The following is a 12835-nucleotide window of genomic DNA, read 5'->3' on the forward strand; positions in this document are numbered from 1 at the left end:
GTGGAAAATCTGCTGGCGGCCTGACGCCGCGGCATGGCCAGCGCCACCGCTGGCGCCGGCCATGCCGACAAGCCCGACTGCTGGTAAGCCCTAACTGGTCAGACCGGTACTACAGGATTAAAAAACAGGCAGAGTTCCCGCCCGCCGACACCGTTCGCCCGCGCGAACGGCGGCATCGCCGTACCTCCTTTCCAAAAGGAAACCACGATGAAACTGCTCCGCCTCGCCGCAGCCGTATCCGCGGTCGTTCTCGCCTCTGCCGCCCATGGCGCCGATCCTGTCGTCATCGGCGTGAGCATCGCGCAATCCCCGCCCGGCTCGGTGGTGCAAGGCACCCAGGTGAAGGACGGCGTGGAAATCATCGCCAAGATGATCAACGACAAGGGCGGCGTGCTGGGCCGGCCGCTGAAGATCATCTACGAAGACAACCAGGGCATCCCGGAAAAGGGCCGCGCAGCGGCCGAAAAACTGATCTCGCGCGACAAGGTCGTGGCGGTGACGGGCGGCCACCAGAGCTCGGTCTGCCTGGCCGAGATCGAAGTCGCGCACCGCTACAAGGTGCCCTACGTCAACACCAATTGCTGGTCCGACGACGTGCGCGCCAAGGGCTATCCGGAAGTCTTCAATCCGGCCAACTACAACACCCGCGTCTCCAGCGCCATGGCCGACACCATTGCCGCGCTCAAGGTCAAGAACGTGGTCGCCTTCGCCGAGAACACAGACTACGGCATTGGCCAGGCCAAGCTGCTGGGCGAATTCCTCAAGAAGGCCGCGCCGCAGACGCAGTACAAGTACATCGCGCTGGACCGCGCCGGCAAGGACTTCACGCCCGCCGTGCTGCCGCTGCGCGCCAGTCCGCCCGACCTGGTGGTCAACATCATGTTGCCGCCGGCTGCCTACATCCTGATGAACCAGCTGTACGAACAGGGCGTGGCGCCCAGCGCCAAGACCTGGTTCTACGACGGCGCCGGCATTGCCGACTATCCCGACTTCTGGAAGAACGTGAAGGAAGCCGGCAAGTACATGCTGGCCTTCGGCCTGTACCACCCGCAGATGCCCATGCCGCAGATCGGCATGGACGTGGCCGCGACTTACCAGAAGCAGGCCAAGACCGAACCCAACCGCCTCATCTTCCAGGCCGCGGACTCGGTGCTGCTGATCGCCCGCGCGATCGAAGAGGCCAAGTCCACCGACAGCGCCGCCATCATCAAGGCGCTGCAAGGCATGCAGTTCGAAGGCGTGCGCGGCAAGTTCGGCTTCTCGCAGCAGCCGGGCTACACCTACCAGCAATGGGTCGATATCCCCTACGTCACCTACCAGCTGACCGAGGTGGACCAGCCGCTGAGCAAGACCACGCTGATCCAGGCCACCGGCCAGCCGCTACAGGTCGACAAGCTGGTCAAGCCAGCGAAGTGATTGTGCCCCTCCAAGGGGGAGCGCTTTTGCCTTGAGGCCGCCGGCGGCAACATTGCGCCCACGCAGTGCCTCAGGCTGGTTCCCCAAAAAGGAGGTGGCGCGACGGCCAAGCGGCCGGACCGCCTCGCCATCGGGACCGCAATGCGCGCCGGGGCACGCCCCCGGCGCCAGGGAGAATCGAGTGCTGGCATTGGACCTGTTCGTCAACGGCCTGATCATCGGCCTGTACTACGCGCTGATGGCGGTCGGCCTGACCATGATCTTCGGCATCCTGAAGGTCGTGAACTTCGCCCATGGCGAGTTCTACATGATAGGCGCCTACACCTACACCCTGGTGTCGCTGGCCCTGGGCGTGCCGCCCTGGCTGGCGCTGCCCATTGCGGCCGCGGCCGGCGCGCTGCTGGGCTGGGCCACGGAACGCTGGCTGATGCGCCCGCTGTACGCGGGCTACGGCTCATGGGGGTTGATGAAGGACGAGTACGCGGTGGTCGTCACTTTCGGCCTGTCGCTGCTGCTGATCAACCTGGTGGACAAGGTGGTGGGCCCCTACCCCATGCGCGGCCCGTCGCTGTCGGACGTGACGCGCATGGCCGTCGGCCCTTTCATGATGAGCGGCCAGAAGCTGATCACCGCGGGCCTGTCCATCGTGCTGCTGATCGGGTTGGCGCTCTTCATCAAGCGTTCGCTGTGGGGCCGCCAGGTGCAGGCGGTGGCGCAGAACCGGCTGGGCGCTTCCATCGCCGGCATCGATACGGCGCGCGCCAGCAGCATCATCTTCATGGCGTCCGGCGTGTTGGCGGCGCTGGCCGGCGCGCTGCTGGCGCCGGTGATCAACCCGGCTCCGGACGTGGGCGCGTTCCCGGCCATCAAGTCCTATGTGATCGTGGTGATCGGCGGCATGGGCTCGATTCCCGGCAGCATCGTGGCGGCGCTGGCGCTGGGCGTGCTGGAGAGCTTCGGCGCGGTCTACCTGTCCTATGACTACCGCGACACCTTCGGGCTGGCGCTGCTGATCCTGATCCTGCTGTTCCGGCCCAAGGGCCTGTTCGGCGAACGCGCGCGGGAGGTCTGAACATGGAACCGCTGGCCCATCCCAATCTGCTGCGCAACAAGCTGAGCCAGGAAATGCGGCTGTCGCTGCTGTTCCTGGCGGTGCTGGCGCTACTGCCGCTGGGCGTGTCCTCGCCCTACTGGCTGGGCGTGCTGATCGTCAGCATGTACTTCGCCATGCTGGCCTGCGGTTGGAACCTGCTGGCGGGCTACGCCGGCCAGTTCTCGCTGGCGCCGGCCGCCTTCGCCATGCTGGGCGGCTACACCACGGGCCTCCTGGCCTATCACTGGAAGGTGCCGCTGTGGCTCGGCCTGCCGCTGTCGGCAGTGGTGCCGGGACTGGTCGGCCTGGTGCTGGGCCGCATCGTGCTGCGGCTGTCGGGCCCTTACCTGGCGCTGACCACGCTGTCCTTTGCCGAGATCGTGCGCCTGGTGATCTACAACTCCATCGACTTCACCCGCGGTGACCAGGGGCTGCACGTGCCCGCCCTGCTGGAAAGCCGGGTGGGCAACTACTACCTGTTCCTGGCCGCGCTGGCGGCGGTGACGCTGCTGATCTTCCTGCTGCTGCGGGCGCGTCCGGGGCGCTTCCTGCAGGCCATCCGCGACGACGAGATCGGCGCGGCCAGCCGCGGCATCGACGTGGTGCGCTACAAGACGCTGGCCTTCCTGGTCAGCTGCGCCATCTGCGGCTTCGCCGGCGGCCTGTACGGCACCTTCGCGCAACTGGTCAGCCCGGAACTCGGCATCGTGACGCAGACCGGCATGGTGATCGCCATGGTCGTGATCGGCGGCATGGGCACGCTGGTCGGGCCGCTGCTGGGCGCGGTGCTGGTGTATGTCGCGTCGGAACTGCTGCGCGACGCGGGCAACATCCAGATGATCGTGTTCGCGCTGCTGGTCATCATCTTTGCGCGCTTCTTCCGCGAAGGGCTGTGGGGCCTGGCGCGCCGCGCCGCCCTGCGCCGCTCCGCCGACGCCCGCGCCAGCGCCAAGGGGGCCTGATGGCACTGCTGCAGATTTCCGGAATACAGAAGCGCTTCGGCGGGCTGCTGGCCGTGAACGGCGCGGGCATGGACGTCGCCGACGGCGAACTGCTGGGGCTGATCGGCCCCAACGGTTCCGGCAAGACCACCCTGCTCAACGTGCTGTCCGGCCACCTGGCGGCGGATGCCGGCCAGGTACGCCTGGACGGCCGCAGCGTGATGGGCCTGAACCCCACTCAACTGACGCGTCTGGGCGTGCTGCGCATGTTCCAGATGACCCGGGTCTTCAACCGGGTCAGCGCCTACGACAACCTGATCGTGTGCGGGCTGGCCCTGGGCCTGGACGAGGCGGCCGCCAACCGGCGCGCGCTGGAGCTGCTGGAAGAACTCAAACTGATGCACGTCATGCAGCTGGATGCCGGCCAGCTGTCGGGCGGGCAGAAAAAGCTGCTGGAGTTCGGCGCCTGCTTCATGGTGCCGCCGCGCATCGCGCTGCTGGACGAACCTTTCGCCGCGGTACACCCGGTCATGAAGGAAACCATGTCGGAATTCATCCGCCGCCGCAGCCAGAGCGGCCAGACCTTCATCCTGGTCAGCCATGACATGCCGGTGGTGGTGGACCTGTGCCCGCGTTCGGTGTGCATGAACGCCGGCCGCGTGCTGGCCGATGGCCCCACGCAACAGGTGCTGCGCGAGCCCGCGGTGATCGAAGCCTATCTGGGCGAACAGGGACAAGAGGAGCAGGACCATGCCTGACACGCTGCTGGCCATGGAAGGCGTGACCGCGGGCTACATGGGCGACATCGACGTGCTGCGCAACGTCTCGCTCACGGTCCAGGCCGGCCGCATCAGCGGCCTGATCGGCCTGAACGGCGCGGGCAAGTCCACGCTGATGAAAGCCATCTGCGGCTTCCTGCGGCCGAAGTCCGGCCGCGTCACCCGCGCCGGGCGCGATATCTCGGGCCAGCCACCGCACCGCATGATCGATGACGGACTTTGGTACATCCCGCAGGAATCCAGCCTGTTCCCCTACCTGACGGTGGAGGAGAACCTGCGCCTGCCGCTGGAAGGCCGGCGCAAGCGCTACGGCGACGTGCTGGAGCCGCGCTTCGCGGAAACGCTGGAGCGCTTTCCGGTGCTGAAGGAAAAGCTCAAGGATCAGGCCGGCAACCTGTCCGGCGGCCAGCAAAAGTCGCTGGAGTTCGCCAAGGCCTATATGGTGCAGCCGCAAGTCTGCCTGATCGACGAGCCCAGCATCGGGCTGGCGCCTCGTGTGGCGGCCGAAGTGTTCCAGTGGATCCGGGCCTTTGCCGACGCCGGCATGGGCATCCTGCTGGTGGACCACAACGTGCGCCGGGTGGTGGCCATGTCCAACCACATCTACGTGCTGAGCCTGGGCGAAATCACCGCCTCGGGTTCGCCCGAGGATTTCGCCGGCGACCTGCACGAGCAGGTGCGCGAATGGCTGGGGATCAACTTCTGATGGCCGCCCGGCCCCTGATCGCGCAGCCCCTCACCGCTGCGGCCTTCGCGCCCTATGGCGAGGTCGTCAGCAGCGCGGACCGCGCCGGCCGTTCCATCAACGCCGGCACCTCGCTGCGGGTGGAAATGGGCCAACCCGACATCCTGGACGCGGACGGCCGGCCGTCGCTCTCGGTATTCCGTGCGCAGGCAATCGCCCTGCCCTTTGCCGCGCGCATGCTGGAACGCCACCGCTTGGGCAGCCAGACCTTCCTGCCCCTGGCGGGCACGCCGTATGTGGTGCTGGTGGCGCTGGGCGCGGACGCGCCGGATCCGGCCACCTTGCGCGCCTTCATTGCTGGCGCGGGCGTGGGCATCACGCTGCGCCGGGATGTCTGGCATCACCCGCTGCTGGCGCTGGCCGACGGCGAATTCGCCGTGCTGGAACGCGCCGGCCCGATTGTGGATTGCGAGGTGGTGGATCTGCCGGACGCGCCCTGGACGATCCAGGCCGCTTGAGCCCCAGGCCAGGCGCTGTCCGCGGTCCCCCTCAGTATCGGCCGGCCGCTAGCCCGCCCGCCGCCAGACGCTGGCCAGCCAGGGCTGCTGCTCGCGCGGCAGGCCCTGCGGCCGGTAATAGTGTTCAAGTTCCTCGAAGCCCGCCGCCGCCATCAGGGCGCTCCAGCCTTCCAGGTCATGGTAGGCGCCGTAGCGTCCGCGATTCCAGCCTTCCTGGTTGCCGCCGCGCGGGTTGGAGCTGAACAGCACGCCGCGCGGCTTGAGCGCGCCGTGCAAGGCTTGCAGCACCTGCGGCAACTCCTGGCCAGGCACGTGGAACAAGGCAGCATTGGCGAATATGCCGTCGAAGCGGCCGGGCGGCAGCGCCAGGCACAGGAAATCCTGCTGCCAGACCTCGCAGCCGGTCGCCTGCCGCGCCATCTCGACGAAGCGCGGCGTGCCGTCCAGGCCCACCGCGCGGTGACCCAGGGCCGCGAACGTTTTCAGGTCGCGCCCCGGCCCGCAGCCGAAATCCAGGATGTCGTAGGGAGGATCGCCTTCGATGTGGCGCAGCAGCGCCGCGATGTTCTGGCTGACATCGTGGTCCCGGGTGCCGGCTTCGAACGATTCCGCGTTCTCTTGATAATGCGCGACGGTCAGGGAACTGATTTTGGCGAGGTCTTCGGCGTCGAGTTTCATGGGGTGATTGTGCCGCAAAAGCGGCTTCCCATGAGGTGTCAGGCCCCGGCGGGCGCCGGCGCCTGACACCTTTAAAACACGTCGCCGGGCTTCAGGCCGCCAGCCGCCCTTCGATCTTGGCCTTGGCGGCCGGCAGATCCTCGGGCAGGCCCTGCGCCAATTGGGCGAACAGCTCGTCATGCAGCGCCAGTTCGTCGCGCCAGGCGGCGGCATCCACCGACATGACCTGCTCGAACTTGTCCGGGCTGAACTCCAGGCCGGTCCAGTCGATGTCCTGGTAGCTGGGCGAAATGCCGAACACCTGGTCCACGCCCTTGGACTGGCCGTCGATGCGGCCCAGCATCCAGCGCAGCACGCGCATGTTGTCGCCGAAGCCGGGCCAGACGAACTTGCCGTCCGGACCCTTGCGGAACCAGTTGACGCAATAGATGCGCGGCAAGGTGGCGCCGGCGGCTTCCAGCTGCTTGCCCAGCTTCAGCCAGTGGCTGAAGTAGTCGCTCATGTTGTAGCCGCAGAACGGCAGCATGGCGAAGGGATCGCGGCGCACCACGCCCTGCTGGCCGGCGGCCGCAGCGGTGGTTTCCGAACCCATGGTGGCAGCCATGTAGACGCCTTCGACCCAGTTGCGGGCTTCGGTGACCAGCGGCACGGTGGTGGAGCGGCGGCCGCCGAAGATGAAGGCATCGATGACCACGCCTTCGGGGTTTTCCCATTCGGGGTCGATGGACGGGCATTGCGCGGCCGGCGCAGTGAAGCGCGCGTTCGGGTGCGCGGCCTTGCGGCCGGTTTCACGCGCGATGGCGGGTGTCCAGTCCTGGCCCTGCCAGTCGATCAGGTGCGCCGGCGGCGTGTCCGTCATGCCTTCCCACCAGACGTCGCCGTCATCGGTGAGCGCCACGTTGGTGAAGATGACGTTGGCCTTGAGCGTGGCCATGGCGTTGAAGTTGGTCTGCTCGCTGGTGCCCGGGGCCACGCCGAAATAGCCGGCTTCCGGGTTGATGGCGTGCAGGCGGCCGTCCTTGCCCGGCTTGATCCAGGCGATGTCGTCGCCAATGGTGGTGACCTTCCAGCCGTCCATGCCTTGCGGCGGGATCAGCATGGCGAAGTTGGTCTTGCCGCAGGCCGACGGGAATGCCGCGGCCACGTGGTATTTGCGGCCCTTGGGCGAGGTCACGCCCAGGATCAGCATGTGTTCGGCCAGCCAGCCCTGGTCGCGGCCCATGGTGGACGCGATACGCAGCGCGAAGCACTTCTTGCCCAGCAGCGCGTTGCCGCCGTAGCCCGAGCCGAAGCTCCAGATCTCGCGGGTCTTGGGGAAATGGACGATGTACTTGGTGGGGTTGCAAGGCCAGGCCACGTCGGCCTCGCCTGCGGCCAGGGGCTTGCCCACGGAATGCACACAGGGCACGAAGTCGCCATCGGCGCCCAGCACGTCGTAGACCTGCTTGCCCATGCGCGTCATGATGCGCATGTTCACGGCCACGTAGGGGCTGTCGGACAGTTCCACGCCGATGTGGGCGATGTCCGAACCCAGCGGGCCCATCGAGAACGGCACCACGTACAGCGTGCGGCCGCGCATGGCGCCGTCGAACAGGCCGTTGAGCGTCTCGCGCATGGCGGCGGGCTCGGCCCAGTTGTTGGTCGGGCCGGCGTCTTCGGCGCGGTCGGAACAAATAAAGGTGCGGTCCTCCACACGGGCGACGTCGGAAGGATCCGAGCACGCCAGGAAGGAATTAGGCCGCTTGGCGGGGTTCAGCCTGCGCATGGTGCCCGCTTGGACCATCTGTTCGCACAGCCGGTCATATTCTTCCTGGGATCCGTCGCACCACACGACCTGGTCCGGCTTGGCCAGGGCGACAAAGCTGGCGACCCAGTCGATCAGGCCGCGGTGCTTCACATAGGCAGGCACGTTCAAGGCTGCCAATCCCCCATCCAAAGGCTTATTCATCGGGGTTTATCTCCATACTAGTAAGGCTAATGGTGATACGGCCCCAAATGACATGGGGCCGTAGCAATTTGCGCCATCATACTTGCAGCGGCTGGTTGCCCGTCAACCCATCCTCTTGGACGACATTGTCACCGGTTGAGACGGGTCAGGCATAGCGGCCGTCGCGCAACTCGCGGCGGATGATCTTGCCGGTGGCGGTGGTCGGCAAACTGGTTACAAAACGGATCGCGCGCGGATACTCGTGGGCCGCCAGGCGCTTGCGCACATGGGCCTGCAGGTCCTTTACCAGCGCGTCGTTGCCCTCATAGCCGTCGTTCAGCACCACATAGGCCATCACGATCTCGGTGCGCTGGGCGTCGGGCACGCCCACCACCGCCGCCATCCGCACGGCGGGATGGCCGATCAGGCAGTCCTCGATCGGGCCGGGACCGATGCGGTAGCCGGCGCTGGTGATGACGTCGTCGTTGCGGCCGACGAAGCGGATGAAGCCCTCGGCGTCGCGCACGCCCTGGTCGCCGGTCAACAGGTAGTCGCCGGCGAACTTCTCGGCGGTGGCCTCGGGGTTGTTCCAGTAGCCCAGGAACATGACCGGGTCCGGCCGCAGTACGCCGATATTGCCCTCCTGTCCATCGGCCACTTCGACGCCCCGGTCATCCACAATAGCGACGCGGTGGCCCGGCGCCGCGCGGCCGATGGCGCCGATGCTGGGGTCGAACAGCGACGAGCAGGACGACACCAGCATGTTGCATTCGGTCTGGCCGTAGAACTCGTTGATGGTCACGCCCAGCACGCGCCGGCCCCAGTCTATGAGTTCCGCCCCCAGCGACTCGCCGCCGCTGGCGACCGAACGCAGCGCCAGCGCGCCGGCTCCGGCGGGCAGCTCGGCGCCGCGCATCATCTTCAGCGCGGTGGGCGGCAGGAAGGTGTGGGTCACGCCGTGGCGCGCCATCAGCTCGAAGGCGCTGGCGCCGTCGAATTTCTCGAAGCGGCGCGCCAGCACCGGCACGCCGTGGTGCCAGGCCGGCAACAGCACGTCCAGCAGGCCGCCGATCCAGGCCCAGTCGGCCGGCGTCCACATCAGTACGGCGTTCTCGGGGAAGAACTCGTGCGACATCTCCACGCCTGGCAGATGGCCCAGCAGCACCCGGTGCGCATGCAGCGCGCCCTTGGGCTTGCCGGTGGTGCCCGACGTATAGATGATGACGGCCGGATCGTCGGCCGCCGTCGCCACCGGCGTGTATTCGTCGGACTCGGCCGCCAGCGCGGCATGGAACGGCAGCGCGTCGTCCGGGCAGTCCTGGTCGATGCAATAGACCACCTTCAGGTCCGGCAGGCTGGCGCGGATTTCGCGCAGCTTGCGGCAGCCTTCGGCGTCGGTCACCAGCGCGGCCGCGCCGCTGTTGGCCAGCCGGTACTGGATCGCGTCCACCCCGAACAACGTGAACAGCGGCACCGCCACCGCGCCCATCTTGTAGACGGCGATATGGGTTACCGCCGTTTCGGGCGCCTGCGGCAGGTAGACGGCGACGCGGTCGCCGCGCTTGACGCCATGGCGCTCCAGGCTGTGCGCCAGGCGGTTGGACAGCGCCTTGATCTGATCGAAGCTGTAGCGCGATTGCGCGCCGTCGCTCTTTTCGTAGATCAGCGCCAGGCGGCCGCTGCCGTCGGCCCATTTGTCGCAGGCGTCGACGCCGATGTTGTAGGCCGCCGGCACCTGCCATTGGAACTGGGACGCAAGCTGCGTGTAGGAATCGGCTCTGGACAGCATGGTTTGTCTCTGATGTTGTTGTCGAACGCGCCGGCGCCAGCCGCCGGCGATGTAACGTCTTGCCTCAAACTTGACCCTGGCTCAATAATAAGCCCCGCCCACCCGCAGCCCCTTCCCCATCGCATGGAAAAAGCCGCCACCGTCCCGATGCGCCGCCCGCCGGCCAGCGCCAAATCCGAACAGCGCATCCGCGACATCCTGCGCGTCGCCCGCCAGGTCTTTTCCGAAGCCGGCTTCCAGGCCGCCACCACCACCGAGATCGCGCAGCGCCTGGGCGTGTCCGAAGCCACGGTGTTCACCTATTTCGGCGGCAAGCGCGAACTCTGCGTGCGGGTGATCAGCGATTGGTACGACGAAATCATCGCCAAGGTCGAGGACAGCCTGCCCCATGTGCATGGCGCGCGGGCCCAGCTGCATTACCTGGTGCATGCGCACCTGCGCCACCTGCTGGCCGAAGGCACCGGCCTGTGCGCCTTCATCCTGTCCGAGGGACGCGCGCGCAACGACGACTTCGGCGAGGTCTATGCGCAATTGCAGCGCCGCTACACCGCGCCGCTGATGCGCATCCTGGCCCAGGGCCAGGCCGACGGTGACATCCGCCGCGACATGCCGCTGCGGCTGCTGCGTTCGACGGTGTACGGGCCGATGGAGCACGTGCTGTGGGACGCCATCCTGCGCGGCGCGCGCGTGGATGTGGCCGCCACGGCCGACCAACTGGTCGGCTTTCTGTGGCAAGCGCTGCAGCCGCCCGCGCAGGACGCGCTGGCGTTGGCGCAGTTCCGGGGCGAGGTACGGGATGCCCTGCATCGGCTTCAGTCGTCGGAGAACAAGGACGGCGGCTCGTACTGAGGAAAGCCGTTGTAGGCCTCGCCCCGCTCGGCGGGCGCCAGGGTCCAGGAATGGCGGGCGTTGGGCACGCCGCCGTCCACCCGGATGACGCTGCCGTTGATGAAGGCCGCGGCCGGCGACAGCAGGAACACCACGGCTGCCGCCAGTTCGGCCTCGGTGCCGAAGCGCTGCAATGGCACCTTGGTCCGCAAGTCGCGCAGCACGGCGCGGTAGTCCTCGTCGTAGCTGTCCATGCCGCTGGAGGCGATCCAGCCCGGCGCCACTGCGTTGACCCGCACGCCGGCATGGGCCCATTCGCAGGCGGCGGTTTCGGTCAGGTTCCAGACGCCGGCGCGCGCCGCGCCCGAATGCCCCATGCCCGGCATGCCGCCCCAGATGTCCGCCAACATATTGACGATGGCGCCGCCGTGCTGGCGCATGTGCTGGGTATAGACCTCGCGCGCCATCAGGAAGGTGCCATGCAGATTGTTCTGCACCACGGCGTTCCAGCCGTTGTAGCTGATGCGGTCCAGCGGCGCGGGGAACTGCCCGCCCGCGCAATTGAACAGGCCGTCGATGGCGCCGTGCCGCGCCAGCGCCTCGGCCACCGCGCCGCGCACGCCGGCTTCGTCGCGGATGTCGCAGGCGTGCAGGCTGATGCGGCCGGCGGCCTCCGGATAGATCCGGTAAATCTCGTCCTGCGCCGCCTGCAGCTTTTCCGGCTTGCGCCCCACCAGCGCCAGGCCGGCGCCAAGAGACGCCAGCTCGTGCGCGGTGCAGCGGCCCAGGCCGCTGCCGCCGCCCGTCACTAGGATGGTCTTGCCCTCGTAGAGGCCCGGCCGGAATACCGACGCGTAGCGCTGGCCGGCGGCCGCGCCGCCTGCGTTCTGGCTCATGTCTCGCTCCATTATTTTTTTGAGGATAACTCAATATTTATCCCGATTCGATCGTCAGGAAGGAATTTTCAACCTAGAATCGAGCGCTAGTCCCGTTGCTTTGTTGAGCCTGAATCAAGAAAACTGGAGACCAGGAATGACCACGCCCGCCCCGCTGGACATCGCCCATGACGGCCCCATCGCCCGGCTGACGCTGAACCGCCCCGAGATGCGCAACGCGTTCGACGACACCCTGATCGCCGCCCTGACCCACGCCGTGCAGGCGGCGGTGGACGATCCCGCCGTGCGCGTGCTGCTGCTGACCGGCGCGGGCAAGGCCTTCTGCGCCGGCGGAGACCTGAACTGGATGCGCAAGATGGCCACGCTGACCGACGCCGAAAACCGCGCCGACGCCGCCAAGCTGGCGCGCATGCTGCACGCGATCTGGTCCTGCCCCAAGCCGGTGGTGGCTTGCGTCAACGGTGACGCCTATGCCGGCGGCATGGGCCTGGTGGCAGCATGCGACATCGCCATCGCCGCCGACAGCGCGCACTTCTGCCTGTCGGAAACGCGGCTGGGACTGCTGCCCGCCACCATCAGCCCCTACGTGCTGCGCGCCATGGGCGAGCGCGCGGCCAACCGCTACTTCCTGACCGCCGAACGCTTCGACGCGGCGACCGCGTTCCGGCTGGGCCTGGTGCACGACATCGCGCCCCTGGCCGAGCTGCCGCAACGCGCCGAGGCGCTGTGCCTCGCCCTTTGCGACAACGGTCCCGGCGCGGTGCAGGCCAGCAAGCGGCTGGTGCGCGACTTCGCCGGCCAGGACATCGACGCCGCGCTCATCGCCGACACGGTGGAACGCATCGCGGCCGTGCGCAGCACGGACGAAGCGCGCGAAGGCGTCAGCGCCTTCCTGGAAAAGCGCGAGCCGTCCTGGCGACAGACCTCGTAGCAAAGGCACGGGTAGCGGCCGGGGCTTGCGGACTTGCGGGAACCGCGCCGCAGCGCCGGCAAGACTGCGTGCCATAATCGCTGGCGGATCTCCAGGAAGCACCATGCCGCAAGCCACACCCCCCGCATTCCCTCCCCTGAACGCCGAGCGCCTCTGGGCCCGCGTCGAAACCCTCTCCCGATTCACCCTGCCTGACGTCCCCTGGACGCGCCGCGCGTTCTCGCCGCTGTTCGATGAGGCCCGCGCCTGGCTGCGCAGCGAGTTCGACGCCGCCGGCCTCTCGACCCGCCTGGACGCCGGCGGCAACCTGGTCGGCACGCTGGCCGGACGCGATCCGGCGCGCAAGCCCATCAC

General features: G+C 67.7%; 12 protein-coding genes and 1 pseudogene. 9 read left to right on the forward strand and 4 right to left on the reverse strand.

Annotated elements, in window-relative coordinates; all coding sequences use genetic code 11:
* The first annotated feature begins 207 nt into the window (after positions 1–207).
* The 6 genes from WBB14_RS28260 (at position 208) to WBB14_RS28285 (ending at position 5432) form a co-directional block, all read left to right on the forward strand.
* Positions 208–1416, forward strand: coding sequence for an ABC transporter substrate-binding protein (locus WBB14_RS28260; RefSeq protein ID WP_424242685.1), 1209 nt, complete (start codon positions 208–210; stop codon positions 1414–1416).
* Between the two features lie 181 nt (positions 1417–1597).
* Positions 1598–2488, forward strand: coding sequence for a branched-chain amino acid ABC transporter permease (locus WBB14_RS28265; protein WP_424242686.1), 891 nt, complete (start codon positions 1598–1600; stop codon positions 2486–2488).
* A gap of 2 nt (positions 2489–2490) precedes the next feature.
* A complete protein-coding gene (locus WBB14_RS28270) occupies positions 2491–3471 on the forward strand; it encodes a branched-chain amino acid ABC transporter permease (protein WP_424242687.1) in 981 nt (326 codons plus the stop codon).
* Positions 3471–4208: an ABC transporter ATP-binding protein gene (locus WBB14_RS28275; protein ID WP_424242688.1), complete on the forward strand. Its 738-nt coding sequence runs from the start codon at positions 3471–3473 to the stop codon at positions 4206–4208. Before WBB14_RS28270 ends, WBB14_RS28275 begins: the two co-directional genes overlap by 1 nt.
* Positions 4201–4935 (forward strand): ABC transporter ATP-binding protein, encoded by a 735-nt coding sequence (locus WBB14_RS28280; protein WP_424242689.1) that lies wholly within the window; start codon positions 4201–4203, stop codon positions 4933–4935. Before WBB14_RS28275 ends, WBB14_RS28280 begins: the two co-directional genes overlap by 8 nt.
* Positions 4935–5432 (forward strand): ureidoglycolate lyase, encoded by a 498-nt coding sequence (locus WBB14_RS28285; RefSeq protein ID WP_424242690.1) that lies wholly within the window; start codon positions 4935–4937, stop codon positions 5430–5432. The genes WBB14_RS28280 and WBB14_RS28285 overlap by 1 nt, the downstream gene beginning before the upstream one ends.
* A gap of 48 nt (positions 5433–5480) precedes the next feature.
* Here the strand turns inward: WBB14_RS28285 and WBB14_RS28290 are convergent, their stop codons facing one another.
* The 3 genes from WBB14_RS28290 to WBB14_RS28300 form a co-directional block, all read right to left on the reverse strand.
* The gene (locus tag WBB14_RS28290) at positions 5481–6110 is read right to left on the reverse strand and encodes a class I SAM-dependent methyltransferase (protein WP_424242691.1); all 630 of its coding nucleotides are present in this window, start codon (positions 6108–6110) and stop codon (positions 5481–5483) included.
* Positions 6111–6201: 91 nt separating this feature from the next.
* Positions 6202–8058 (reverse strand): phosphoenolpyruvate carboxykinase (GTP), encoded by a 1857-nt coding sequence (locus WBB14_RS28295; RefSeq protein WP_424242692.1) that lies wholly within the window; start codon positions 8056–8058, stop codon positions 6202–6204.
* Positions 8059–8203: 145 nt separating this feature from the next.
* The gene (locus WBB14_RS28300) at positions 8204–9826 is read right to left on the reverse strand and encodes an acyl-CoA synthetase (protein WP_424242693.1); all 1623 of its coding nucleotides are present in this window, start codon (positions 9824–9826) and stop codon (positions 8204–8206) included.
* A 123-nt stretch (positions 9827–9949) separates the two neighbouring features.
* Between WBB14_RS28300 and WBB14_RS28305 the strand changes: the two genes are divergently transcribed.
* Positions 9950–10675, forward strand: coding sequence for a TetR/AcrR family transcriptional regulator (locus tag WBB14_RS28305; protein WP_424242694.1), 726 nt, complete (start codon positions 9950–9952; stop codon positions 10673–10675).
* Here WBB14_RS28305 and WBB14_RS28310 read toward each other — a convergent pair.
* Entirely contained in the window at positions 10639–11550 is a 912-nt protein-coding gene (locus WBB14_RS28310; protein WP_424242695.1) for an SDR family oxidoreductase, read from the reverse strand. The genes WBB14_RS28305 and WBB14_RS28310 overlap by 37 nt on opposite strands.
* Before the next feature lie 136 nt (positions 11551–11686).
* Between WBB14_RS28310 and WBB14_RS28315 the strand changes: the two genes are divergently transcribed.
* A complete protein-coding gene (locus WBB14_RS28315; RefSeq protein WP_424242696.1) occupies positions 11687–12481 on the forward strand; it encodes an enoyl-CoA hydratase/isomerase family protein in 795 nt (264 codons plus the stop codon).
* A 103-nt stretch (positions 12482–12584) separates the two neighbouring features.
* Positions 12585–12835 (forward strand): annotated as a pseudogene (locus tag WBB14_RS28320) (Zn-dependent hydrolase); the annotation flags it as partial.

This window comes from Achromobacter sp. (assembly GCF_049647645.1).
Classification (GTDB): Bacteria; Pseudomonadota; Gammaproteobacteria; order Burkholderiales; family Burkholderiaceae_B; genus Achromobacter.

Excerpts from the sequence above, each read along its gene's own strand:
- WBB14_RS28315 (WP_424242696.1), top strand. The coding sequence starts at position 11,687 with ATGACCACGCCCGCCCCGCTGGACATCGCCCATGACGGCCCCATCGCC.
- WBB14_RS28295 (WP_424242692.1), bottom strand. The coding sequence starts at position 8,058 with ATGAATAAGCCTTTGGATGGGGGATTGGCAGCCTTGAACGTGCCTGCC.
- WBB14_RS28290 (WP_424242691.1), bottom strand. The coding sequence starts at position 6,110 with ATGAAACTCGACGCCGAAGACCTCGCCAAAATCAGTTCCCTGACCGTC.
- WBB14_RS28280 (WP_424242689.1), top strand. The coding sequence starts at position 4,201 with ATGCCTGACACGCTGCTGGCCATGGAAGGCGTGACCGCGGGCTACATG.
- WBB14_RS28260 (WP_424242685.1), top strand. The coding sequence starts at position 208 with ATGAAACTGCTCCGCCTCGCCGCAGCCGTATCCGCGGTCGTTCTCGCC.
- WBB14_RS28270 (WP_424242687.1), top strand. The coding sequence starts at position 2,491 with ATGGAACCGCTGGCCCATCCCAATCTGCTGCGCAACAAGCTGAGCCAG.
- WBB14_RS28305 (WP_424242694.1), top strand. The coding sequence starts at position 9,950 with ATGGAAAAAGCCGCCACCGTCCCGATGCGCCGCCCGCCGGCCAGCGCC.
- WBB14_RS28275 (WP_424242688.1), top strand. The coding sequence starts at position 3,471 with ATGGCACTGCTGCAGATTTCCGGAATACAGAAGCGCTTCGGCGGGCTG.
- WBB14_RS28310 (WP_424242695.1), bottom strand. The coding sequence starts at position 11,550 with ATGAGCCAGAACGCAGGCGGCGCGGCCGCCGGCCAGCGCTACGCGTCG.
- WBB14_RS28300 (WP_424242693.1), bottom strand. The coding sequence starts at position 9,826 with ATGCTGTCCAGAGCCGATTCCTACACGCAGCTTGCGTCCCAGTTCCAA.
- WBB14_RS28285 (WP_424242690.1), top strand. The coding sequence starts at position 4,935 with ATGGCCGCCCGGCCCCTGATCGCGCAGCCCCTCACCGCTGCGGCCTTC.